Annotated in this window: 24 protein-coding genes and 1 pseudogene; 10 read left to right on the plus strand and 15 right to left on the minus strand. The window is 60.7% G+C overall.

Going from position 1 to position 24186, the window contains the following annotated elements; genetic code table 11:
* Positions 1–36: 36 nt before the first annotated feature.
* Entirely contained in the window at positions 37–753 is a 717-nt protein-coding gene (locus tag ACA052_RS10185; protein ID WP_497649541.1) for an alpha/beta hydrolase, read from the plus strand.
* A 3-nt stretch (positions 754–756) separates the two neighbouring features.
* Here the strand turns inward: ACA052_RS10185 and ACA052_RS10190 are convergent, their stop codons facing one another.
* From ACA052_RS10190 to ACA052_RS10205, 4 genes are all read right to left on the minus strand, one after another.
* Positions 757–1326 (minus strand): DcrB/PsbP domain-containing protein, encoded by a 570-nt coding sequence (locus ACA052_RS10190; protein ID WP_497649542.1) that lies wholly within the window; start codon positions 1324–1326, stop codon positions 757–759.
* A gap of 188 nt (positions 1327–1514) precedes the next feature.
* Positions 1515–2189 carry a glutathione S-transferase family protein gene (locus ACA052_RS10195; RefSeq protein WP_497649543.1) on the minus strand — a complete coding sequence of 225 codons (675 nt, stop codon included), beginning with the start codon at positions 2187–2189 and terminating at the stop codon, positions 1515–1517.
* An 84-nt stretch (positions 2190–2273) separates the two neighbouring features.
* Positions 2274–3185: an aromatic amino acid exporter YddG gene (yddG, locus tag ACA052_RS10200; RefSeq protein ID WP_497649544.1), complete on the minus strand. Its 912-nt coding sequence runs from the start codon at positions 3183–3185 to the stop codon at positions 2274–2276.
* A 58-nt stretch (positions 3186–3243) separates the two neighbouring features.
* Positions 3244–4038, minus strand: coding sequence for a hypothetical protein (locus ACA052_RS10205; protein ID WP_497649545.1), 795 nt, complete (start codon positions 4036–4038; stop codon positions 3244–3246).
* A gap of 167 nt (positions 4039–4205) precedes the next feature.
* Here ACA052_RS10205 and ACA052_RS10210 point away from each other — a divergent pair, with 167 nt between their 5' ends.
* Together ACA052_RS10210 and ACA052_RS10215 are read left to right on the plus strand one after the other, a co-directional pair.
* Positions 4206–4742, plus strand: a complete 537-nt coding sequence (locus tag ACA052_RS10210; RefSeq protein WP_497649546.1) for a chalcone isomerase family protein — start codon at positions 4206–4208, stop codon at positions 4740–4742.
* A gap of 220 nt (positions 4743–4962) precedes the next feature.
* Positions 4963–6216 (plus strand): Nramp family divalent metal transporter, encoded by a 1254-nt coding sequence (locus ACA052_RS10215; protein WP_497650292.1) that lies wholly within the window; start codon positions 4963–4965, stop codon positions 6214–6216.
* Between the two features lie 87 nt (positions 6217–6303).
* On the opposite strand, the gene ACA052_RS10220 is transcribed toward ACA052_RS10215, so the two are convergent.
* On the minus strand, positions 6304–7200 hold the full coding sequence (locus tag ACA052_RS10220; RefSeq protein WP_497650293.1) for a LysR family transcriptional regulator: 897 nt from the start codon (positions 7198–7200) through the stop codon (positions 6304–6306).
* Between the two features lie 112 nt (positions 7201–7312).
* Here ACA052_RS10220 and ACA052_RS10225 point away from each other — a divergent pair, with 112 nt between their 5' ends.
* Positions 7313–7915, plus strand: a complete 603-nt coding sequence (locus ACA052_RS10225) for an NADPH-dependent F420 reductase (protein WP_497649547.1) — start codon at positions 7313–7315, stop codon at positions 7913–7915.
* Between the two features lie 216 nt (positions 7916–8131).
* Here ACA052_RS10225 and ACA052_RS10230 read toward each other — a convergent pair whose 3' ends face one another.
* From ACA052_RS10230 to ACA052_RS10240, 3 genes are read right to left on the minus strand one after another with little or no spacing between them, the layout of a single operon-like run.
* Entirely contained in the window at positions 8132–9313 is a 1182-nt protein-coding gene (locus ACA052_RS10230) for an acetyl-CoA C-acetyltransferase (protein ID WP_497649548.1), read from the minus strand.
* 11 nt (positions 9314–9324) lie between these two features.
* Positions 9325–9990: a CoA transferase subunit B gene (locus tag ACA052_RS10235; protein ID WP_497649549.1), complete on the minus strand. Its 666-nt coding sequence runs from the start codon at positions 9988–9990 to the stop codon at positions 9325–9327.
* Between the two features lie 36 nt (positions 9991–10026).
* Positions 10027–10725: a CoA transferase subunit A gene (locus tag ACA052_RS10240; protein ID WP_497649550.1), complete on the minus strand. Its 699-nt coding sequence runs from the start codon at positions 10723–10725 to the stop codon at positions 10027–10029.
* A 326-nt stretch (positions 10726–11051) separates the two neighbouring features.
* Between ACA052_RS10240 and ACA052_RS10245 the strand changes: the two genes are divergently transcribed.
* Positions 11052–11960: a LysR family transcriptional regulator gene (locus ACA052_RS10245; RefSeq protein ID WP_497649551.1), complete on the plus strand. Its 909-nt coding sequence runs from the start codon at positions 11052–11054 to the stop codon at positions 11958–11960.
* Between the two features lie 100 nt (positions 11961–12060).
* Here the strand turns inward: ACA052_RS10245 and ACA052_RS10250 are convergent, their stop codons facing one another.
* On the minus strand, positions 12061–12903 hold the full coding sequence (locus tag ACA052_RS10250; RefSeq protein ID WP_497649552.1) for an NAD-dependent protein deacetylase: 843 nt from the start codon (positions 12901–12903) through the stop codon (positions 12061–12063).
* 181 nt (positions 12904–13084) lie between these two features.
* Positions 13085–14131, minus strand: coding sequence for a class I SAM-dependent methyltransferase (locus tag ACA052_RS10255; protein ID WP_497649553.1), 1047 nt, complete (start codon positions 14129–14131; stop codon positions 13085–13087).
* A 366-nt stretch (positions 14132–14497) separates the two neighbouring features.
* On the opposite strand from ACA052_RS10255, the gene ACA052_RS10260 reads away from it, so the two are divergent.
* The 3 genes from ACA052_RS10260 to ACA052_RS10270 all read left to right on the plus strand — a co-directional run bounded on the left by ACA052_RS10260 (position 14498) and on the right by ACA052_RS10270 (position 17567).
* On the plus strand, positions 14498–15832 hold the full coding sequence (locus ACA052_RS10260; protein WP_497649554.1) for an acetamidase/formamidase family protein: 1335 nt from the start codon (positions 14498–14500) through the stop codon (positions 15830–15832).
* Between the two features lie 144 nt (positions 15833–15976).
* Entirely contained in the window at positions 15977–16816 is an 840-nt protein-coding gene (locus ACA052_RS10265; protein ID WP_497650294.1) for an HvfB family MNIO-type RiPP peptide maturase, read from the plus strand.
* The gene (locus ACA052_RS10270; RefSeq protein WP_497649555.1) at positions 16809–17567 is read left to right on the plus strand and encodes an HvfC family RiPP maturation protein; all 759 of its coding nucleotides are present in this window, start codon (positions 16809–16811) and stop codon (positions 17565–17567) included. The genes ACA052_RS10265 and ACA052_RS10270 overlap by 8 nt, the downstream gene beginning before the upstream one ends.
* Before the next feature lie 142 nt (positions 17568–17709).
* Here the strand turns inward: ACA052_RS10270 and ACA052_RS10275 are convergent, their stop codons facing one another.
* From ACA052_RS10275 to ACA052_RS10285, 3 genes are read right to left on the minus strand one after another with little or no spacing between them, the layout of a single operon-like run.
* A complete protein-coding gene (locus ACA052_RS10275; protein WP_497649556.1) occupies positions 17710–18669 on the minus strand; it encodes a phosphatidate cytidylyltransferase in 960 nt (319 codons plus the stop codon).
* Positions 18666–19265: a lysophospholipid acyltransferase family protein gene (locus ACA052_RS10280; RefSeq protein WP_497649557.1), complete on the minus strand. Its 600-nt coding sequence runs from the start codon at positions 19263–19265 to the stop codon at positions 18666–18668. The genes ACA052_RS10275 and ACA052_RS10280 overlap by 4 nt, the downstream gene beginning before the upstream one ends.
* Positions 19252–19884: a CDP-alcohol phosphatidyltransferase family protein gene (locus tag ACA052_RS10285; protein ID WP_497649558.1), complete on the minus strand. Its 633-nt coding sequence runs from the start codon at positions 19882–19884 to the stop codon at positions 19252–19254. Before ACA052_RS10285 ends, ACA052_RS10280 begins: the two co-directional genes overlap by 14 nt.
* Positions 19885–20342: 458 nt before the next feature.
* Here ACA052_RS10285 and ACA052_RS10290 point away from each other — a divergent pair.
* Both ACA052_RS10290 and ACA052_RS10295 read left to right on the plus strand, forming a co-directional pair.
* Positions 20343–21113 (plus strand): annotated as a pseudogene (locus tag ACA052_RS10290) (MCP four helix bundle domain-containing protein); the annotation flags it as partial.
* Positions 21105–21968, plus strand: a complete 864-nt coding sequence (locus ACA052_RS10295; RefSeq protein WP_497650295.1) for a methyl-accepting chemotaxis protein — start codon at positions 21105–21107, stop codon at positions 21966–21968. The pseudogene ACA052_RS10290 and the gene ACA052_RS10295, both read left to right, overlap by 9 nt.
* Positions 21969–22089: 121 nt before the next feature.
* Here ACA052_RS10295 and ACA052_RS10300 read toward each other — a convergent pair whose 3' ends face one another.
* Positions 22090–23388, minus strand: a complete 1299-nt coding sequence (locus tag ACA052_RS10300; RefSeq protein ID WP_497649559.1) for an ATP-binding protein — start codon at positions 23386–23388, stop codon at positions 22090–22092.
* Positions 23385–24125: a response regulator gene (locus tag ACA052_RS10305; RefSeq protein WP_497649560.1), complete on the minus strand. Its 741-nt coding sequence runs from the start codon at positions 24123–24125 to the stop codon at positions 23385–23387. The genes ACA052_RS10300 and ACA052_RS10305 overlap by 4 nt, the downstream gene beginning before the upstream one ends.
* Positions 24126–24186 lie beyond the last annotated feature (61 nt).

Consider the following 24186-nt stretch of genomic DNA (forward strand, 5'->3'; position numbering starts at 1 on the left):
TCCGCCTCGAATTCTGCGCGCTGTGAAGGAAGGTTTATGTTGAAGTTTCTCGCTCTGCTCACGCTGGTGTTGTCTGCCACGGTCCACGCCCAAACCCCGCTGCAAACCGATCTGCCGCTCAAGTACCTGGAGCAGGCCAACCCTGAATCGCGCGAGCAACCGCTGGTGATTTTTCTCCACGGTTACGGCAGTAACGAGCAGGATCTGTTTGGCATCAAGGATGAGTTGCCCGCGCAATACACCTTCCTGTCGGTGCGCGCGCCGATAGTGATGGAAGAGGGCAGCTACCAATGGTTTCGCAAGAAGGGCGACGGCGCCTACAACGGTGAGACCGACGATCTGAAATCCAGCGGCCAGCTGCTGCTGGATTTTGTCGCACAGGCGGCGAAGAAATATCACACCGAGGCGAACAAGGTGTTCCTGGTGGGCTTCAGCCAGGGCGCGATCATGTCCTACGAGGTTGGCCTGCGTCATCCCGAGGCATTGGGCGGGATTGCCGCGTTGAGCGGGCGGATTTTGCCGGTGCTCAAGTCCGGGCTCAAACCAGACGAAAAACGCCAGGCGCTGGCGATTTTCATCGGGCATGGCACGGCGGATAAACGCCTGCCTTACAAAGATGGCACTGACGCCGACCGTGTGTTGCAGGGCCTGTCACTCAAGCCTGAGTTTCATGCCTACCCCGGTGTCGGGCATAACATCAGTGCCGAGGAGATACAGGATTTGAATGCCTGGCTGCAGCGCCTCAACCCCTGAGCCTTACTTGCCGCTGACGATTTGCTTGATCAGCGTTTCGTGGGCGGCCATGTCGGCGGGGCGGGAAATGACCTGAACCACCGCCATGCGGGTGCCGGATGCCGCGATCAGCGTCGAATTGAGGGTCATGCCTCCTCCTTGTTTAGCGGTGCCGTCGACTTGTCGAATGCCCAGCCCGGTCGCTTTTTGAGTCAGGCTTTTTTCGCTCAACTTGTTGTAATCGGGCAGGGCCTTGCGCTGCGACGTGTCGAAGTCGGCCACGGTGCCGTCGAGAAACGCGCCGTCGTTGTCCTTGACCTTGACGCCGGCCGGGAGGTTGTTTTCAGCGGCAATCACCACGGTTTTAGTGGTTTCGTTGCTGTACATGGTGCCGCTCGCGCCCGTGGGGCTGGACGGTAGCGGGTTGGCGATGAAGCCCTTGGGCAGGGTGAACGTGAACTTGCCGCCGAGCATCGAGACCTTTTGTGCCGGCGCCTCGCTGGAAGTGGCCTTGGCAGCCTGCGCATTCAAAGTCCCCAGGCTGGCAACCGCCATCAGCAACAGGACGGCGGCTTTTTTACTTAACAATGACATTTGAATTCTCCAGGGATGGTCGCGCTGTGAGGGCGATCATCCCATGGAATACGATTTGTAGCAGCTGCCGAACACTGTAGGAGCTGCCGCAGGCTGCGATCTTTTGATCTTGTCGTTTAAAAACAAGATCAAAAGATCGCAGCCTTCGGCAGCTCCTACAGAGTTATTGCGCCTGTTTTTTCGGTGGGTTACTGCGCCTGGTTTTGCGGGAACAAGTTACGGCGGGTTTCTTCGTCGAACTCCGCCTTCAGCACCAGTTGATCTTTCAAGCCGTGGGCACGTTGTGCCGCCGGGCGGGCGCTGATTTCATCGAACAGGCGCTTGACGTTCGGGTACGCCGCCAGGCCGTTCTCGCCGAGGATGTACGGCGCGTAATTGGCCCAGCCCCAGAGTGCCATGTCGGCGATGCTGTAGGTGTCGCCGGCCAGGTATTGGTGGTCGGCCAGGCGCTGGTCCAGAACGCGGTAGTGGCGTTCGACTTCCTTGAGATAGCGATTTTTCGCGTACGGCAGGTCTTCCGGTGCGTGGTGCAGGAAGTGCACGGCTTGGCCCGAGAACGGTGATAGGCCGGTCGCGATGAACATCAGCCATGACAGCAGTTCGGCTTGGCCGGCGGCGGAGGTCGGCAGGAAGCGCTGATGCTTTTGCGCCAGGTGCAGCAGGATCGCCTGGGAATCGAAGACGGTGGCGTCGCCGTCGACCAGGGCCGGAACCTTGGCGTTCGGGTTGATCGCCAAAAAGGCCGGCAAGTGTTGTTCGCCCTTGAAGGTATCGACGCCGATCAGTTCGTAAGGTGTTTGCAGCTCTTCGAGCAGCAAGGCGACTTTCATCGGGTTCGGCGAAGGGTGGAAAAAGAATTTCATGGTGTAGGCCTCAGTCAATGTCGGGTTAGGAACTGAGGCTGATGGTGGGCGAAACCCGTTCGATTGACGTACAAGCTTTTCGCTTTATTCGTGCGAAACGATCGAAGGTGTTGTGGTGGTCTTGCTGGCCGGTTGCGTCGTGGCAATCACTGCCCCGGCGATAATCAGCAGTGCCGGGATGATCAACATCGGACTGGCAGGGCTGCGCCCAACGGTGATCAGCAGCAGCGTGGACATCAGTGGCGCCAGGTAGGACAGTGCCCCCAATGTCGCCAGGCTTCCGCGTTTGGTGGCGTAGTCCCAGGCAAAAAACGCCAGCCCGACCGGTCCCAGGCCGAGGACAATAATTGCGGTCCACTGGCTTGCATCCGGTTGTACCGTGGTTTCGAAGGCCAGGTGGCAGACCAGTCCCGACAGGGCGACCATCCCGCAAATGCCGCCGATGATGCTGCTGGGCACGGCACTGAACCGGCGATTGAACACTGAGTAACCCGCCCAGATGAGCGCACAACCGAACGCGGCGAGATAACCGGCGTTCGGCATCGCGGCGCTGGCATCGGGCACGCGTTGCTGCATGATGAACGCCGTGCCGGCCAGGCCCAGCATGGCGCCGAGCATTTGCCGTTTGTGCAGGGTTTCGCCCGCCGCGAATGCCGAGAGCAACACCAGCAACAGCGGCCAAAGGTAATTGATCAGGCTGGCTTCTGCCGCCGGGGCCGCTTTGAGCGCGAAAAAGTACAACGCGTGATAAATGAAAATCCCGACAAACCCGGTTGCCCATACGGCCCAGGGTTGTCGCCAACTGCTGAAACCGGCCATTCCGCGTCGACCCAGAATCACCAGGCTCGCGACAAACGCCACGCCGAAACCCAGCGTCAGCAGTTCAAAGGGCGGAATGCCTTCGGTGAGAGTGGTCAGCAGGGCCAGGGAGGACCAGAGCACGATGGCGATCACGCCGACGGCCGTCGCAGAGGAAGCGTTTCGGAGCTGAGTCATGTCTGTTCCTTCAGCGCAATGTGCGGGCAACCATCCTGGCCCGATGACTTGGAGGAGCTTAGCGCTTGATTGCCGTACGTCCAGCGTCCGCCGTGGGGTTCGCCGGTTTTGCCAGCAAACGCCGGGTCACCCCGAGCATCGCCACCGACACCGCGACGCCCACGGCGAACGCGCTCAGCCCCAAGCCGGGCAAGGCCAGCGCCAATACCAGGCAGAATGCCGCGAACGAATACATGCCGGTGGCGGTGGCTCGCAGCAAGGCGGCAGTGAAGGCTGCGCCCCGAGTTTGCTGGGAAAACACCGCCATCACGCTGCCCAGCACCGGGAACACCGCGAGCAGCCCGCTCCAGTGGTCGCCAACGGTGCTGGCCAGCAAGGTGACGGCGAGGGTGAGCAGGGCACCGGCAATCATGCGTAGCAGCAGTTTGTCGGATTTAGGCGCGGGGCCGGAAACGATGGGCCTTACCTGCGGGAACAGGTAGGGCGCTGCCAACAATGCGCTGGCAGCGGCGATGACTGAAAAGGTCAGGGACGGCGGGATCAACGACAGCACCACGGCGGACGTGGCCCAGACCATCAGCGAAATCGCCAGCGCCCACGGCCAGCCCGCGCGTTGTGCGACCTGGGCGTAGGTCACGCAGAAGGCAATCATCGCGAACATGGCCGATAACGCCGCCGTCGCTGACTGAGCGGCGAACGCCTGGCCTTGTTCGATGGCAAGGAAGAACAGAATCGGCCCGACCACCACCGGCAATCCCGACAACCAGCCGGCCACGCTGGGGCCCCAGCGCTTGCCCGCCAGGGAAATCAGCAACAGAAATCCGGGAATCACCAGCAGTTTGAGCATTAACACGCACGCATCTCCGATCTGTGTGAGGTGGCAACGTTAGCATTGCACACGCGACATTGCGCAATAGATGGGCTGATTTTGTATACAAAAATACAAATCGCTAAAAAATGTACAGTCTCTTATTTCGCGTATAAGTTTTTAGATGAACTCCGCGCTGAGTCGAACCTGCCATGAACCGCTCACGACCACCTCTACGACATTGCCTTTGGCTGCTGGCATTGCTCGGGACCCAGGCGCTGGCCAATTGGCAGGAAGCACTACCGGGCGCGCAGGTCATCGGCGCCGGCGAGTTTCGGCTGTTCGGGTTCGATGTCTACAACGCCCGGCTCTGGAGTGCGACGCGGCCGTTGGCCTCCGATCAGCCGTTTGCCCTGGAGCTGATCTACCAGCGCACGATTTCCCGGGACGATCTGGTGCAGGCCAGCGTCGATGAAATCAAACGCCTTTGCGGCAGTTCGGTCAGCGCCGAGCAACTCAAGCAATGGCAGGCGCAGATGCAACAGTCGTTCGTCGATGTGCAAGCGGGGACGCGTATCACCGGCGTGTATTTGCCGGGGCAGGGCGCGCAGTTTTTTGTCGGCCAACAATTGCAGCATGAAGTGAAAGACCCGAAGTTCGCCCGGGCCTTCTTCGATATCTGGCTCGACCCCCGCACCCGCAATCCCGAACTGCGCCAGCAACTACTGGGCACAACCCAACCCCTGTAGGAGCTGCCGCAGGCTGCGATCTTTTGATCTTGATCTTCGGCAGAGCTGAAATTGCTGAAGATCAAAAGATCGCAGCCTGCGGCAGCTCCTACAGGGTTTTGTGTGTACGTTGAAACGTCTAAGCTGCCTCTCCCACCTGTTGACGGACCTTCACGTGAAATTCAGTTTGCCCAAAATCGCCACGGCGCCGTTTTGCCCTCCGGAAGTGGCGGGCACGGTTATCGTTGATCCCGGCGCCTCGTTCTTCAAGCGGATGCTGCGTTTTGCCGGGCCGGGCTTGCTGGTGTCCATCGGCTACATGGACCCGGGGAACTGGGCGACCGCCATCGAGGCCGGCTCGCGGTTCGGTTACAGCCTGCTGTTTGTGGTGCTGCTGGCGAGCCTGGCGGGGATGGTGGTGCAGTGTTTGTGTTCGCGGCTGGGCATCGCCACCGGGCGCGATCTGGCGCAATTGTCCCGCGAACGCTACAGCACGCGGACGGCGCGCACTCAATGGGTATTGGCGGAAATCTCGATCATCGCCACCGACCTCGCCGAAGTGCTCGGCTGTGCGCTGGCGTTCCACCTGTTGCTGGGCTGTTCACTGACGTTCGGCATTGCGCTGACGGCGTTCGATACGCTGCTGGTGCTGGCCCTGCAAAACCGTGGCTTCCGCCGACTGGAAGCGATCATGCTGGTGTTGGTGAGCACCATCGGCGTGTGTTTTTTCGTCGAGCTGCTGTTGATCAAGCCCTATTGGCCGGACGTCGCCCGTGGGTTTACGCCATCGCTGTCGGCGATCACCGATGCGGCGCCGCTGTACCTGGCCATCGGCATTCTCGGTGCCACGGTGATGCCGCATAACTTGTACCTGCACACCTCGATCGTACAGACCCGGCTGATCGGCAAGGACTTGGCCAGCAAGCAAGATGCGGTGAAACTGGCGCGTATCGACACCATCGGCTCCCTGGCCCTGGCGCTGTTGGTCAATGCGGCGATCCTGATTCTCGCCGCGGCGGCGTTCCACAAGACCGGTCATACCGACGTGGTGGACATCCAGGATGCGTATCACTTGCTCGATCCGCTGGTGGGCGGGGCGTTGGCCAGTGTGCTGTTCGGCGTCGCGTTGCTGGCCTCGGGGCAGAGTTCGACCTTTACCGGCACCATCGCCGGGCAGGTGATCATGGAGGGCTTCCTGAACCTGCGGATTCCTTGCTGGCAGCGGCGTCTGATCACGCGCGGACTGGCATTGATCCCGGCGTTCATCGGCGTCTGGCTGATGGGCGACAACGCCATCGGCAAGCTCCTGGTGTTGAGTCAGGTGGTGTTGAGCCTGCAATTGCCGTTTGCGCTGTATCCGCTGATTCGCATGACCAGCGATCACACGTTGATGGGGCCGTTTGTGAATCGGCTGCCGACGCGGGTGCTGGCTTGGGGGTTGTTTGTGGTGATCAGTGGGGCCAACAGCTGGTTGATTCTGCAGTTTATTGCTTGAGGCCCTAAAAGATCGCAGCCTGCGGCAGCTCCTACAGGGAAATGCGATCCCCTGTAGGAGCTGCCGCAGGCTGCGATCTTTTGATCTTCAACCCCGCTGAAACGCCTCAACCACAAAATCAATGAACACCCGGGTCTTGGCCGGCATCAACGCCCGGCTCGGGTAATACAACGAGATCGGCCCCGCATCCGCGTGCCAGTCAGGTAGCAATCGCACCAGTTCCCCTCGCTGAATATTCGCCACCACATCGGGCAGCACGAGCAGCGTCACCCCCAAGCCGAGTATTGCCGCTCCGCGCATCGCCGCCGGATCATTGAGCACAATGTTTTCGTTCATGCTGGCCGACGCTTCATGACCTGCGCCGTCCTGCATGACCCACTGTCGAATCCGCCCGGTGCGGCTGCCGCGCATCACAATGCCGTTGAGTCGGGATAACTGCGCCGGGTTGTCCGGCAGCGTACGCCCCGCCAGATAAGCCGGTGACGCCACCGCCACGACATCTGCCGCCGCCAAGGTCCGCGACACCACCCCTGGCGTCAGTTCGAACCCACCACCGATGGCCGCGTCATAGCCTTCGGCAACCAGGTCGACGGGGCGGTTTTCGAAGTGCCATTCCGGGCGAATCAGTGGATAGCGCGCCAGGAACGCTGGCAGCAGCGGCAAAATATGACCGATGCCGAAGGTCGGGGCGAGGCTGACTTTCAGCACCCCGGCCGGTTCACCGTGGTCGTGACTCACCGCGCTGATTGCCCATTGCAACGCTTGCAGATTGCCGCCAATGCTGGCCAGAAAACGTTCGCCGGCTTCGGTCAGGGACAGCTTGCGGGTAGAACGCTGGAACAGTCGCACTCCGATGTTGCGTTCGAGCATCGCCACGTTGCGGCTGACAGCGGCGGGCGTCAGCGCGAGCAACCGTGCGGCGCCGGAAAAGCTGCCGGTTTCGGCGCTGCGCACGAACGATTCGAGGTTGGCGAGGGTTTCCATGGACAACACCTGATAGCAATGCTTGAAGATCATTCAAATCATTACCGTCTAATCAAGCCGCAATGGCAAGCCCAGTATTCACCCCAACGACAACCCCTCGGAGTGAATCATCATGAGCACAATCGGAATCATCGGCGCCGGTGCAATCGGCGCAGCCTTTGCCAGAGCCTTGTCGCGTCAAGGAATCGAACTGGTCATCGCCAATAGCCGTGGACCGGAAACGCTGAGCGCTTTGGTCGAAGAACTTGGCCCCACCGCGCGAGCCGGTACTCGTGAAGAAGCCGCCGCACAGCCGATTGTGCTGGTCGCGGTCAACTGGTCGAAGTTGCCGACGGCGCTGAGCGGTCTGCCGGATTTCGCCGGGCGGATCGTCATCGACGCCAATAACTCGATTGAGGCGCCGTCGTACAAAGCGGTGGATTTAAACGGGCGGATGTCCAGCGAAGTGTTTGCCGAATGGGTGCCAGGGGCTCGGGTGGTGAAAGCGTTCAATCACCTGGCGGCGCGTTTTCTGGAAAGCGATCCGGCAGCGGAGGGTGGGCAACGGGTGCTGTTTTTGTCTGGCGATGATGCCGAGGCGAAAGCTCAAGTGGCGGCACTGATCGAGCGCTTGGGCTTCTTGGGAATCGATCTGGGGGAATTGAGTGTCGGCGCGCGGCTGGCGCAGTTCCCGGGCGGACCTTTGCCGATTTTGAACCTGGTGAAATTCGCCTGAAGAAACACCACAACCCCTGTAGGAGCTGCCGAAGGCTGCGATCTTTTGATCTTGATTTTCTGCGGTCTCAAAAAACCCAAAAAACAAGATCAAAAGATCGCAGCCTTCGGCAGCTCCTACAAGGGCCGGTTTGCAAGGTCAGTGCGACGTGAGTCGTACTGGCCTTGCCAGACTGCGGCGGCTCTTCGTGGGTCCCCGCGCAGTCTGTTGAACGCTTTACGCCCGTTCGATTGCCAACGCCACGCCCTGACCACCACCGATGCACAGGGTGGCGAGGCCTTTTTTGGCGTCGCGCTTGATCATTTCGTGCAGCAAGGTCACCAGCACGCGGCAGCCCGACGCCCCGATCGGGTGGCCCAGGGCGATGGCACCGCCGTTGACGTTGACCTTGTTCAAGTCCCATTCCAGGTCCTTGGCCACCGCCAGCGATTGCGCGGCGAAGGCTTCGTTGGCCTCGATCAGGTCCAGTTGGTCGATGGACCAGCCGGCCTTGCTCAGGCAACGGCGAGTGGCCGAAACCGGGCCGATGCCCATGATGGCCGGGTCGACGCCCGCGTTGGCGTACGCAGCGATTTTCGCCAGCACCGGCAGGCCCAGGGCCTTGGCTTTGTCGGCGCTCATCAGGATCACAGCGGCGGCACCGTCGTTCAGCGACGAGGCGTTACCGGCCGTCACCGAACCGTCCTTTTTGAAGGCCGGTTTCAGTTTGCCCAGTGCTTCGGCCGTGGTGCCCGCGCGCGGCTGCTCGTCCGTGGCGAAGGACAGCGGATCGCCCTTGCGTTGAGGAATCAGGATCGGCGTGATCTCATCGACAAAGCGTCCGGCTTCGATGGCAGCCGTGGCTTTCTGCTGCGAGGCCGCGGCGAAGGCGTCCTGCTGCTCGCGGGACAGGTTGTATTTTTCCGCCAGGTTCTCGGCGGTGATGCCCATGTGGTAATCGTTGAATGCATCCCACAGGCCGTCGCTGATCATGGTGTCGACGATTTGCGCGTGACCCATGCGCAGACCGGTGCGAGCGCCGGGCATGACGTAGTTGGACAGACTCATGTTTTCCTGGCCACCGGCAATGATCACCTCGGCATCGCCGCAGCGGATTGCCTGGGTCGCCAGGTGCAGGGCCTTGAGGCCCGAGCCGCAGACCTTGTTCAGGGTCATCGCGGGCACGGTGAACGGCAGGCCGGCCTTGATCGCGGATTGGCGTGCAGGATTTTGCCCGGCGCCGGCGGTCAATACCTGACCCATGATCACTTCATCGACTTCGGCCGGGTTCAGGCCGGTTTGTGCCAGCAGTTGGCGGATCACCGCAGCGCCGAGGTCAACGGCGGAAACATTGGCCAATGCACCCTGGAAACTGCCGACGGCGGTACGGGTAGCGGCGACAATGACGACTTCTTGCATGGATTGATTCCTCACTGAGCAGCGAACTGCATTTCCGGGACGTGGTCCGGCACGATCATTTTACCAGCGGTCTTGGCGATGATTTCCTCAACACTGACGCCAGGTGCGCGTTCTTTGAGGACAAATGCGCCATTTTCGATTTCCAGGTAGGCCAAGTCGGTCAGCACGCGCTTGATGCAACCGGCGCCGGTCAGCGGCAGGCTGCATTGGGACAGGAGCTTGGACTCACCGTCCTTGGACGCGTGGGTCATGATGACGATGATGTTGTCTGCACCGGCCACCAGGTCCATGGCGCCGCCCATGCCCTTGACCAGTTTGCCGGGGATCATCCACGAGGCGATGTTGCCTTGCACGTCGACTTCAAAGGCGCCCAGCACGGTCAGGTCGACATGACCACCGCGGATCATGGCGAAGGACTCGGCCGAGGAAAAGATCGACGCGCCGATCCGTGCGGTCACGGTTTGTTTGCCGGCGTTGATCATGTCGGCATCGATGGTTTCTTCAGTAGGAAAAGGGCCCATGCCCAGCAGGCCGTTTTCCGACTGCAGCATGACTTCCATGCCTTCAGGAATGTAGTTGGCGACCAGGGTCGGGATGCCGATGCCCAGGTTCACGTAAAAGCCGTCCTGCATTTCGCGGGCGACGCGTTGAGCCATTTGTTCGCGAGAAAGAGCCATTGTTGTTATTCCTTCATTCGGTCCGGGGGCAGGGGATCACTTACGGATGGTGCGCTGTTCGATGCGCTTCTCGAACGTGCCGCAAATGACCCGGTCGACGTAGATGCCAGGGGTGTGGATCTGCGCCGGGTCCAGCTCGCCGGGTTCGACGATTTCTTCGACTTCGACCACGGTGATCTTGCCGGCGGTGGCGGCCAGCGGGTTGAAGTTCTGGGCGGTGTGGCGATAAATCACGTTACCGAAATGGTCGGCTTTCCAGCCTTTGACGATGGCGAAGTCACCGGTGATGGATTCTTCCATCAGGTACTTGCGGCCATGGAATTCACGCACTTCCTTGCCTTCGGCGACCGGGGTGCCGACGCCGGTGGCGGTAAAGAAGGCCGGAATGCCAGCACCGCCGGCGCGCATTTTTTCGGCGAGGGTGCCTTGGGGGGTCAGGACCACTTCGATTTCGCCTTTCAACAGCTGTTCTTCGAACAGTTTGTTTTCGCCGACGTAGGAGGCCACCACTTTGCTGATCTGGCGGTCTGTCAGCAGCACGCCGAGGCCGAAACCGTCGACGCCACAGTTGTTGGAGACCACGGTGAGGTCGCGAGTGCCTTTGCGCTTGATCTCGGCGATGAGGTTTTCCGGAATCCCGCACAGGCCGAAGCCACCGGCAATCACGGTCATGCCGTCTTCCAGACCTGCCAGAGCTTCCTCATAGGAACTCACGCGCTTGTCGAAACCTGCCATATGCACCTCTTTTATTCTTTGTGGGCGGCTGGCTAGCCGTATGGGATGAAGTGTCTCGCCGGTGTATTAATTTGTTAAGTTGATTTTTAAGGTTGATTGATAGATAAAACTCACTAATGTGATGGCTGCCCCGACTCGGGCCGGATTCACCCTATATCGGAACGGTCTCACCTCTGCATCGGGCCGGAACCTGTAGGAGCTGCCGCAGGCTGCGATCTTTTGATCTTGATCTTCAGCGGCCTTGAAATCGCCAAGATCAAAAGATCGCAGCCTGCGGCAGCTCCTACACGGGTTGGATTAATGTAGTTACGTTGGAGAACCCGTGCATGACCGTCAAGCAGATCCGCGCATTTCTGGCCGTGGCCCAGAGCCTGAGCTTTGCCGTGGCGTGCGAGCGCTTGCACCTGTCGCAATCGGCGCTGAGCCTGACCATCAAGGCGCTGGAGGAGGGGCTGGGCGGACGTTTGTTTACGCGCAACACGCGCAATGTGGCGCTGACCGCCGAAGGTGAATCGCTGGTGCCGCTGGCGCGTCGATTGATTGCCGACTGGGACAATGCCGAGGACGAGTTGCGCCAGCGTTTTACCCTGCAACGCGGGCGGGTGACGCTGGCGGCGATGCCGTCGTTTGCCGGCAACTTGCTGCCGCCGATCCTCAAGACCTTTCGCGCCCGGTATCCAAAAGTCAATGTCACGGTGAATGACGTGATCAACGAGCAGGTGCTGGAACTGGTGCGCGACCGCCAGGTTGAGTTGGGGGTGGCGTTTGAGCCGACGCAGAGTTCGTCGCTGGCCTTCACGCCGTTGTACGTGGACCGGTTTGTCGCGGTGGTGCCTCTTGATTCGCCACTGGCGCAATTGGGCGACATTGATTGGCAGACGTTGCTCAAGGAGCCGTTCATCACCTTGCAGCGTCCATCGACGGTGCGGGTGATGCTGGAGGAGCACTTGCAGGCGCAGGGAATGAAATTGCCGGTGGAGTTCGAGAGCCACCAGCTGGCGACGGTCGGGCGGATGGTGGCGAGTGGCTTGGGGGTGAGCGCGGTGCCGGCGTTGTGTGCCGGGCAAATGCGCGAGTTGGGGGCACGCTGCATTACCTTGCGCGACCCGGTGGTGGAGCGGGCGATCGGGGTGTTGACGAAGCCGGGGGTTGAACTGTCGGCGGCGGCGCAGGCGTTGTTCGATATCCTCAAGGAAGAAAACCTCGGCGAGCAATACGAAACGCAATCCCTGTAGGAGCTGCCGCAGGCTGCGATCTTTTGATCTTGATTTTTGGCAGTGCTGGGATCGCTGAAGATCAAGAGAAAGATCAAAAGATCGCAGCCTGCGGCAGCTCCTACAGGGCCAGGCGTTCGGCCAGTAGGGGTAGCAAGCGTTCGCACGAGCCCTCAATCTTCAGATCGAGGAGGTCGTCCGCCCGGGTCTTGCCCAGGTTGATCGCAATCAACGGCTTGCCCTGATCCGCCACTGCCCGACACAACCGAAACGCCGAATACGCCATCAACGACGACCCCACCACCAGCAATCCCGCGGCCCTTTCGACCGCAGCCATGGCCCGGGCCGCTGTCACCTGCGCCACGTTCTCGCCAAAAAACACCACGTCCGGTTTCATCCGCTCGCCAGCGCAATGTGGACAATGCGGCACCTGGAACCGTGCTTCGAACGCCGGATCCAGCAGGGTGTCACCATCCGGGGCTTGCACCGCGTCCACCCCCGCCAGGTAGGGGTTTTGTGCCTCCATCAAGCGCTGGATCGAATCCCGCTCGCTGCGTTCGCCGCAATCGAGGCACAGCACCCGGTGCAGGCTGCCATGAAGTTCAATCACGTCATGACTGCCGGCCTGGTCATGCAAGGTGTCGACGTTTTGGGTGATCAGGCCGCTGATTTGCTGCGAGCCCTGCAAACGGGCCAATGCTTCATGGGCCACATTCGGCCGGGCCTGGCGGACTCGCGGCCAGCCGAGCATCGCCCGCGCCCAATAGCGGCGCCGGGATTCCGCGGCCGAGAGAAACTCCTGATACATCATCGGTTGCCGGCCACGCCGCACACCCTGATTGTCGCGGTAATCCGGAATGCCCGACGGGGTGCTGATGCCGGCGCCGGTCAGGACCACAAACGGTTGATCGGCCATCAGCTGCTGGAGCCGGTCGAGTTGTTCGAGGATGAGGCTGCCTGGCATGTTCAACACTCCGCAAGACCTTGCGTCAGCGTAGCAGCTACGATCACAACCCGGCCCTTGTAGGAGCTGCCGCAGGCTGCGATCTTTTGATCTTGATTTTTGGCGGCGCTGGAATTGCTGAAGATCAAGATCAAAAGATCGCAGCCTGCGGCAGCTCCTACAGTTACCCATCAGCAATTAGTTATTTACGCGCCTCCAGGATCAAGTTGAACGGGGTTTCCGTGGCCCTGCGGAACGTCTTGAATCCCGCCTCGGTAAACACTTTGCGCAGCCGCGCTTCACCCGCTTGGGCGCCGAGCCCGAGGCCGACTTCCTGGGATAGCGAGTTCGGTGTGCAAATGAAGGTCGACGCGGCGTAGAACAACCGGCCCACCGGGGTGACGTTGTCGTCGAGGGAGTCGTTGGCGAACGGTTCCACCAGCAGCACCGTGCCGTCCGGTTTCAGCGCATCAAACGCGTGTCGCGCCGCCCCCACCGGATCGCCCATGTCGTGCAGGCAGTCGAAGTAGCAGACCAGGTCATAGTCGTCGCCGGGAAAGCTTTTTGCGGTCCCTTGAAAGAACCGCGCGCGCCCGGCCACGCCACCTTCTTCGGCGCGTTGCGTGGCGACGGTGACGGACGGCGCGTGGTAGTCGAAACCGACGAAGCGCGAGCCCGGGTAGGCCTGGGCCATGATCACCGTGGAGGCGCCATGTCCGCAGCCGATGTCCGCCACTTTTGCGCCAGCCTGCAGTTTGGCGACTACGCCGTCGAGGGCCGGTAGCCACTCGGCGATCAGGTGCGCCTTGTAACCGGGCCGGAAGAACCGTTCCGTGCCGCTGAACATGCACGGATGGTGATCGCCCCAGGCCAGGGCGCCGTTACCGCGCATGGCATTCACCAGTTTGTCTTTGTCATGAAAAAACGACGCAACCACCCCGACGCCACCCGCTATATAGACCGGTGAGTCTTCGATCGCCAGCGCCAGGGCTTGCTCTTCGGGCAGGCGGAACTGGCCGTCGCGGTGTTCCATGTAACCGGAAGCGGCGTGGGCGCTGAGCCATTCGCGCAGCAGGCGGGTGTTGCAGCCGGTTTTATCGGCAAGGGCTTCAGGGGTAATGGGCTGACTGTCGGCCATGGCCCGGTACAGTCCGAGCTCTTCACCGAGGATGACGTTGGCCAGCATCGCCGCGCCGCCCATGTCATTCACCAGCTTGCCCATGAAATCATTGAGTCTGGCCTCGTCCATCACGTGTGCTCCGGTCGTGGGTATGAACAGGACGGTAAGCATGTCCTGGGTGCATTAAGTTTAGCCCGCAGGCCATGTGCCGCTGGCCGGAGCGACGAAAGCCCGCATTTCACCCACCCTTGTAGGAGCTGCCGCAGGCTGCGATCTTTTGATCTTGATCTTTAGCGATTCCAGCGCCGCCAAAAATCAAGATCAAAAGATCGCAGCCTGCGGCAGCTCCTACACGTGTTGTGTATCTCACTGTATCTAGCTGCCTCGCCGACACATTCCGCTTCATTCCCGCGCACCACCGAACACAGCCCAGATACAAACCTGCGATGAACTGTAAAGGCCATGTGGCGGCCTATCCATCGTAAGGGGACAACAATGACCACGCTCCTGCCTGAAACCGACCTGAAATCTGCACCCGTGAATCGGCTCCGCGTCGACCAGTACACCAGCGGCATCATTGGCCCGAGCCAGTCGATGCTCGGGCCGTTGGCTGACGGCGGTACCCTGATCACCGGCACCCCGCCGGGCTGTTGGGGGCCGATGATCACGCCGGCGTTCGAGGGCGGCCATGAAGTGACGCAACCGGTAGCGATTGCCGGTGCCGAAATCGGCGATGCCGTGGCGATCAAGATCAAAAGCATGCGCGTCACCTCGCTGGCCACTTCGTCCGGGGTGATGAAATTTGTTGAAGGTCGCTACCACGGCGATCCGTTCGTCTCCAAATTCTGCGCCAAATGCGGCACTGAACACCCGGCCAGCCATGTTGAAGGCATCGGAGAGGATTCGATTCGCTGTAACACCTGTGGCGCCGAGGTCAGCGCGTTCCGCTTCAGCCACGGCTACGTGATCGTGTTCGATGCGCAGAACCAGGTCAGCCTGACGGTCAATCAGGCCGTAGCCAACCAACTGGCGGGCAATGCTTCGGAGATGTCGGCGTTGCCGGAATTCGCCGCGCAACATTCGATCCTGTCCCTGGCCCGCGCCGACATTCCCGGCGTTGCCGCGCACATGCGGCCGTTCCTCGGCAACATCGGCACCACGCCGTCCCGTGATTTACCCGATTCCCACAACTGCGCCGATTTCGGCCAATACCTGATCGATGCGCCGCACCGCTTCGGCATGAGCCGCGAAGAACTGCATGCCGCCAAGACCGACGGCCATATGGACACCAACTCGATCCGCGAAGGCTGCGTGTTGATCTGCCCGGTGAAAGTGCCGGGCGCCGGGGTGTACATGGGCGACATGCACGCCCAGCAGGGCAACGGCGAAATCGCCGGGCATGCCACCGATTGCTCCGGGGAAACCGAAGTGCAGGTTGAAGTCATCAAAAACCTCACCCTGGAAGGACCGATCCTCTTGCAAAACCTCGACGATCTGCCGCCGATGGCACGGCCGATGAATGCCCTGCAACGGCAGAAAGTCCGCGAGCTTGGCCAGCGTTGGGGGCAGCATGAAGTCGAGGAGAGCGGCCCAATCACGTTCATCGGCAGCGGCGAGAACCTCAACGTGGCGGTGGAAAACGGCTTGAAGCGCGCCGCTTCGGTCACGGGTCTGCCGTATGACGAAGTGCTCAACCGCGCCACGATCACCGGTTCGATCGACATCAGCCGCTTGCCGGGCACCGTTCGCGTGACCTTCCTGTGCCCGATGAACGTGCTCGATCGCATCGGCATCGGTCACCTGGTGCGTGAGAAATACGACCTGGCCTAACGCCAATACCCGGGTCTGTACCACTGTGTGTACAGACCCACCGACGATACAACCGCTGCGGTTTTCTGCCAGAGCGCAACACAGACCCGATACACCGCTTCGGTTAACTGTGAATCCGTTATGGCAACCCTTGAGATCGACATCATGCAGACCCCCATCACCTCAGCGAAAGCGACTGTCGGGCTTGGCCTGCGTCGCGGTTTAATGAAAGACCTCCAGGCCGCCCGGGTCGGCGATTTCGATTTTCTGGAAGTCGCGCCGGAGAACTGGATCGGCATCGGCGGTGCCCATGGCCACGCATTACGCGCCCTGGCCGAGCGCTATCCGTTGTCCTGTCACGGCTTGTCCCTGTCATTGGGCGGCCCGGCGCCGCTGGACGTCGGTTTTTTGCAGGAAGTGCGGATTTTCCTCGATCAATACAACGTGCCGCTCTACAGCGAGCACTTGAGCTACTGCAGCGATGACGGTCACCTTTACGATCTGTTGCCGTTGCCGTTCACCGAAGAAGCGGTGCACCACGTATCGGCCCGCATCCGTCAGGCACAGGACATTCTCGGCCGGCGCCTGGCGGTGGAAAACGTCTCCTATTACGCGGCGCCACAACAGGACATGGACGAGCTGACCTTCACCAATGCGGTGCTGCGCGAAGCCGACTGCGACCTGCTGCTGGACGTCAACAATGTGTACGTGAACTCGATCAACCACGGTTTCGATCCGCAGGCATTTCTGACCGGCATCGACGCTGGTCGAGTGGTGGCCATGCACGTGGCCGGGCACTTCGATGAGTCCGACACCTTGAAAATCGACACCCATGGCGCGTCGGTCAAACCGGTGGTCTGGTCGTTGCTGGCCGAGGCCTATGCCCGGTTCGGTGCGCAACCGACGCTGCTGGAACGGGATTTCAACTTCCCGGCGTTTGCGGAACTGGTCGCGGAACTGCAGACCATTCGCCGCTTGCAGGCCGAGGGGGTGAGCCGTGGATAACTCAGCGCTGTTTCAGCAGCAGAACACCCTCGGGCACTATTTGCGCGACCCAGATCACTGCGCGCCGCCGGCCGGGATGGACGTGTCTCGGGCCCAGGTGTATCGCGACCTGATTTTCAACAACCTGTCGATGTTACTCAGCGGTACCTTTCCGGTGCTGATCAAGATTCTCGGCGATGAACACTGGCGTTCGCTGGTACGGATTTTTCTTCGGGACTACCGTGCCCATACACCGAAATTCGGCGAGATCGCCCGAGAGTTTGTCGAGTTTCTCGCCGCTGGGCCGCAGGCGTTGAGTGAGGGTGCATGGCCGTCATTCATGGTGGAACTGGCGCATTACGAGTGGATCGAGATGGCATTGCAACAGTCCGACGCCGAGCCGTTGCCGGTGAGTGATGTGGCGTTGATCCTGGAGCGACCGTTGCTCGTTTCACCGTTGGCCTGGCCGCTGGCCTATGGTTGGCCGGTGCAATCGGTGGGGCCCGATTATCGACCGGACGTCATACCGGCCCAGCCGACCTTGCTGCTGGTGCGACGGGTTGAGGACTGGAGCGTGAAGTTTTCCGAGTTAAGCCCGTTGGCGTGGCGGCTGTTGCAGCGGATCGAGGCGTTTCCCCGATTCAACGGGCGTGAACAGCTGGAGGAATTGGCGGTGGAAGCGGGAACAACCGCATCGCAGGATTTCATGGACAACGGGGCGGCGTTGTTGCGGCAGATGCATGGGGAAGGGGTGGTGGGCGTCGTTGCTTAAGCGTGCGATCTCCAAAACACCAGAGTCCTAATGTGGGAGCGGGCTTGCTCGCGAAAGCGGTGTGTCAGCCAACATCAATGCTGAATATTAAACCGCTTTCGCGAGCAAGCCCGCTCCCACAGGGGGCAGTGGTGTTTGTTGTTTACAGGGCGGAGAAAAAATACCGCGTCAGGTGAAAGAAGATCGGCGCCGCGAAGCAAATCGAGTCCATCCGGTCGAGCATTCCGCCGTGGCCCTTGATCATGGTGCCCCAATCCTTGGCGCTCAGGCTGCGCTTGATCGCCGACATGACCAGGCCACCGAGGAAGCCCATCACCACGATCACGAATGACATCATCAGCGACTGCCAGAAACTGAAGGGCGTCATCCAGAACATGCAACCGCCAATCAACGTGGCCGACAGACCGCCACCCACCAGTCCTTCCACGGTTTTCGACGGACTCACCAGCGGCGCAACCTTGTGCTTGCCGAAGAGCTTCCCGAAGAGCTTCCCGAACACGTACTGCAACACATCACTCATCTGAACAACGAACACCAGGTAGAACAGCAGCAGCGCGTTCTGCCCCTTGAAACCTTCCAGGTCCAGCAGCAATAGCGCTGGCGCGTGGCTGATGCAGTAAACGCAAATCATCACCCCCCACTGGATTTTTGCCGCCCGTTCCAGAAAGGCGTCGGTGTCCTGGCTCAGCACGGCAATCGCCGGCAGCAGCAGGAATGCGTACACCGGAATCAACAGTGTGAACAGGGAATACCAGTGAGTGCCGATCAATACGTATTGCAGCGGAATCAGGATGAAAAACGCCGAAAACAGCGCGTTATGGTCGCCAGGCCGGGTTGGCGTCAGGGTGATGAACTCGCGGAGCGCGAACAGTGAAATGAAGCCGAACAAAATGACTGTCGCATTCCCGCCCAAGAGGTAGGACACGAAGAAGATGATCACCATTCCCCACCAGGCATTCACGCGCTGATTGAGGTTTTCGATGGTCGAGATCGAGCCCTCGGTTTTGGCGCGCCTGGCCAGCAGCCGACCGATGATCGAGGCAATCGCCAACAGGCCGGCAATGGCGCCGAAGAACCACAAGAATTTTTGGTCAAGAGTCATTCCGACAGCCTCACAATGGCGTCACGCGCCCGCTCCAGAAATACCTGTTTTTCCTCGCCCGCGATCCGTTCCATCGGGTTGCCGATCCGGATCGTGCAGATAATGGGCAGGGGCACGTGTTTGCCTTTGGGCATGGAACGATGCAGGTTTTCCAGGTAGACGGGCACCAGGTCGACGTCGGGGAACGTTTCGCTCAAGCGGTAGAGCCCGGATTTGAATGCCCCGGGCAACGCCTGGCTGGATCGAGTGCCTTCCGGAAAGATGATGATCGAATGGCCGGCGCGCACCACGTCGAAAATCGGCTCCAGCACATTGACGCCCGGTGCCGGGTGACGTTCGATCAGTACGGCGTTCAGTCCTTTCTGGGAGATGTACGACAGAAAGCGGTTCTTCCCCCAGTAATCGGCAGCGGCCACCGGCTTCACATTCACCCGGGCTTCGGGGGGCAGGGCGGCGATGATCGCCAGGGTGTCCATATGGCTGGTGTGATTGGCGAAATAGATGCGCTGGCGTGTGAGATCCGGAGGGCTCTCCCACCTTGCCGTGACACCGATGAGGAATCGAAGCACAGAAATCAGCGCATTACTGATCCACATGGTGGGCACCCTTCAGCTGCCTGGCGATGGCCAGGGTTCGCGTGACGCACGTGGCGACCGAGCCAACGGCGATGATGGCCAGCGCAATCAACAGGACGTAGTGACTGCCATAAACGCTCGCTTCGACAGCGTTCAACACCAGTCCTGCGGTCATCACGGCCATCCGGTGCTGCTTGGCCATCGGGCCGATGAAGCTCTGCTTGAGGCCGATCGAGCCGCCAAACACCCTGACATAGGCCGTCAGTGCAGCGGCCAGCGCCGCCAACCAGCCAAGGTCCGAATAGCCGATGGCATACCCGAGCCCGACGAGCAACAGGCTGTCGGCAATCCGGTCCGGGAATTCGTTGTAGAGGCTGCCGATGTCGGATTTCTTGCCGCCCTCTATTGCCACCATCCCGTCGAACAGATTGCACAGCAGGCGCAACTGAATACCGATAGCGCAGAAAATCGAGCCGATGATGCCGGCATCAATGTTGAGCGCCACGACGCCAGCCAAGGCAAAAACGATGCTGGCGACGGAGATCTGATTGGGGGAAATGTCTTTTTTCACCAGCACGTCGGTGACGTGTTTTGCCCAGCCCGCAGAACGGGTCTTGATGGGCCTTCTGTTTTCATCCATTAGCCAATGTCCATATCAATGATGAGGTGCTACCGATGCCACGCAGTCGCTCGTCAATATAGAAGCTTTCCCGGGTAATGCGATCAGTTCCGCCGTTATACGGTCTGTGTAGCAGCTGGCGAAGCCTGCGTTCGGCTGCGCAGCAGTCGTCAAACCTGAGCACGCGGTCCTCCTGAAACATTCTGCCGTCTGATTTTACGACTGCTGCGCAGCCGAACGCAGGCTTCGCCAGCTGCTACACAGACCGTATTACGGCTGAGCTGACCATTCCCTCGGTCATGCCGCCCGTCATTTTTTTCCAAAATCCCCGCAGCAATCTTCAACCCCGGCCGATACAGGTACAGGCGCGTACAAATTGTTACAAATGTAGCGCCAAGCTGAAAAGGCGCGCGTCAACGTCTGCCACCCAGCGATCACGGCAAGGATGCTCTGCGCTTCAATCACCCGAGAACCATCCTATGTCACTGCGTAATCTGAATATCGCGCCTCGAGCTTTCCTGGGTTTTTCCTTCATTGCCTTGCTGGTCATCGTGCTGGGTGTGTTTGCGGTGAACCGTATGTCGGTCATCCGACAGGCCTCCATCGATATGGAAAGCACGCAACTGCCCAGCGTCGGGTTTCTGGGCAACATGACGGAAAACGTATTGCGCATGCGGATTCTCTCATTCCGGGTATTGGTCAACCGTGAACCGGCCGCGTTGCAGGACGCACAGGCGCGGATCGTCGTCCTCATCGACAAGTTGCGCAGCGCCCAGTCGAGTTACGCCGCCTTGACCGCCCAGCCGGAAGAAGCCGCGCTGTACAAGACGTTCACGGCCACCCTCGACAACTACATGCAAGCGCAGAACCAGATGATGGAGCTGTCGCGGCAGAACAAGCTTGATGAATTGAGGACCCTGATCAATACACAGATCAAGGACGGCACCGACCGGATGGGCGAGCAGCTCAATAAACTGGTGGCACTCAACACCAGCGACGCCAAGACCGCCTCGGCCGAAGCGGGCGAACACTACAACGACGCCATCACCGGCATCATCGCGGTCGCGGTCATTGCGGCCCTGATGACAGTGCTCCTGGCCTGGCTGCTGACCCGCAGCATCGTCACACCGCTCAATCGTGCGGTCCAGGCGGCTGAGACCATTGCCGGCGGCAACCTGACCAAGGCCATCGAAATCGATGGCAAGGATGAACCGGCGCGTTTGCTCGGTGCGTTGTCCGCCATGCAAGCCAACCTGCGCCAGACCATCGAGCAAATCGCCGGTTCCGCCACGCAACTGGGTGCCGCCGCCGAAGAACTCAGCACGGTCACCGAAGAGGCATCGCGCGGTCTGCAACAGCAAAACAACGAAATCGAACAGGCCGCCACCGCCGTCAACGAAATGACCGCCGCCGTGGAAGAAGTCGCACGCAATGCAGTGTCGACGTCCGAAGCTTCCAGCGAGTCAACCCAGGCCGCCCGTGAAGGTCGCGACCGCGTAGTGGAAACCGTCGACGCGATCCAGACCATGACCCACGACGTGCAAAACACGTCGCTGATGATCGAAGGCCTGGCCGCTCAAGGGCGCGACATCGGCAAGGTGCTGGACGTGATCCGCGCCATCGCCGAGCAAACCAACCTGCTGGCGTTGAACGCGGCCATTGAGGCCGCCCGTGCCGGTGAAGCCGGACGTGGTTTTGCCGTGGTGGCGGATGAGGTTCGGGCGCTTGCGCATCGCACCGCGCAATCGACCCAGGAAATCGAGAAAATGGTCGCCGGCATTCAAAACGGCACCGGTGAAGCGGTTTCGTCGATGCAGCAGAGCAATCAACGGACCCAAAGTACCCTGGAAATGGCCCGTGCTGCCGGTGTGGCGCTGGAGCAGATTACCCAGTCGATCCATCTGATCAACGAACGCAACCTGGTAATCGCCAGCGCGTCGGAAGAACAGGCGCAGGTTTCCCGTGAAGTCGACCGCAACCTGGTGAACATCCGCGACCTGGCCACCCAGTCCGCCGCCGGTGCCAACCAGACGAGTGCCGCTACCCACGAACTGTCACGCCTGGCCGTGGATTTGAACGGGCTGGTGTCACGGTTCGTGATTTAACGTACGCACCTTGTAGCAGCTGCCGAGGCACGAGGCTGCGTCGGGCTGCGAAGCGGCCCCCGAGGGCGGTCCTGCGGACACGCAACGCAGCCTCGTGCCTCGGCAGCTGCTACAGATCGCGTTAAGCGGGCAATCTCAGTTCCGCACACAACCCACCGCCCTCACGATTGCTCAACGTCAACGATCCCCCGATCGCCAACGCCAGCTGCTGCGCAATCGCCAACCCCAGCCCTGTGCCGCCGGTGCTGCGGTTGCGCGAGTTTTCCACGCGGTAGAACGGCTCCATCACCTGCGCCAGTTCTTCTTCGGCGATGCCCGGTCCACGGTCCATGACCTTGATCGATAAGCGGCCGTCAGCCTTCGTTTCCACCGACAATTGCGCCGCCCCGGCGAACTTCAGCGCGTTATCCGTCAGGTTCACCAGCACCCGGCGCAAGGCGTGTGGCCGGGTGTCGATCACCGCCGCGCTTTTGCCATCCAACTGAACGTCCTTGCCCATGTCCTGATAGTCGAACACCAGGCTGTCGAGGAACGAATCCAGGTCGGTGCGCCGACTTTCTTCAGTGGCGCCATGAACGCTACGGGCATAGGCCACGCCTTCGCGGACCAGGTGTTCCATTTCGCCGAGGTCGTTCCACAGTTTGTCTTTTTCACTGGAGTCGTCCATGAATTCGGCGCGCAGTTTCATCCGGGTGATCGGGGTTTGCAGGTCGTGGGAAATCGCCGCCAGCAGTTGCATGCGCTCTTTCAGATACGCCGCGATGCGCGCCTGCATCGAATTGAAGGCCTTGGCGGCGTGGGCGACTTCGGTCGGGCCTTTCTCGTCCAGCAGCACCGGATGGGTATTGGGGTCCAGGTTTTCGACGGCCTCGGCGAGGCGGGTGAGGGGGCGGATGGCGATTCTCACGGCCAGCCAGGTGCAGGCGATCATCAGTGCCAGTTGGCCCAGCAATACGATGGGCAGCCACGGCGACAGAGGCACCATGGCAGGCCGGACATCGATGGTCACCGGGCTGCCATCGGCCAGCTTCAAGTGCACCTGGAAATGTTTCTGCGCCCCGGGGATGTCGGTCACGGTCATCGGGTAGTCCTTGCCGATGGCGTCTTTGATCGAGGTCACCGCAATCGGCGTGTCGCTCATGGCCATCCCCGGCGAACCTTCATCCAGCAGATAGCGATAATTGCGCCGCTCCAGCTGTTGCAGCCAGCTCTTGCGCTCTTCGGCGGGCAAGCGGTCGAGGATGGCGATGGAGGTCGAGACGTCGGTTTCCAGATTGCCCAGCATGGTGTTTTTCGCGCTTTCGTAACGCTCGTAATATTGCGCGCCGAAGGACAGTGCCTGGGCCAGGATCAGCCCGATCAGGAAAATCAGCGAGAGTCGTGAGGCGAGGGTGCGGGGCCAACGAATCGCGACGTTCATGACTGTGCTCCGAGGACTTCCACCGGCAGGGAAAACACATAGCCCTCGCTGCGCACGGTTTTGATGTAGGCCGGTTCACGGGCATCGTCAAGCAAGCGCTGGCGCAAGCGGCTCACAAGCAAGTCGATGGAACGGTCGAACAGGTCGGCGTCGCGGCCCTGGGTCAGGTTCAACAGCTGGTCGCGGTTGAGCACCCGTTGCGGGTGGTCAAGGAACACGCGCAGCAATCGGTATTCGGCGCCGCTGAGCGCGACCATCGTGTCGTCCGCATCGAGCAGGTGCCGGGCCGAGGTGTCCAGGCGCCAGCGCCCGAATGCCAGCAGGCGACTGCTTTCAGTGACCACCAGGTTGGGCGGCAGCATCCGGGTGCGACGCAGCACGGCATTGATTCGGGCCAGCAGCTCACGGGCGGCGAACGGCTTGACCAGGTAGTCGTCGGCGCCCATTTCCAGGCCAATGATGCGGTCGGTTTCGTCGTTGCGGGCCGTGAGCATCAGCACCGGCGTCGCCTTGTGTTTGCCGGCGCGCAGCTCGCGGCACAGCATCAGGCCATCGTCTCCCGGCATCATGATGTCGAGCACGATCAGGTCCACGGGCGTCGATTCCAGGAAGGTACGCATTTGCCGGCCGTCCGCGACGACGGTGGTGCGCAGACCGTTCTTCTTCAGGTAGTTGCCCACCAGCTCCCGGATCTCGCGGTCATCGTCGACGATGAGAATGTGATCGACGTGTTCCATGGGGCCTGCCTCTATGAATGGGGGATGTGCGCAGTCTACCGAGCCTTGGCCCGCTTGCCCG

This window comes from Pseudomonas sp. LBUM1644 (assembly GCF_059716195.1).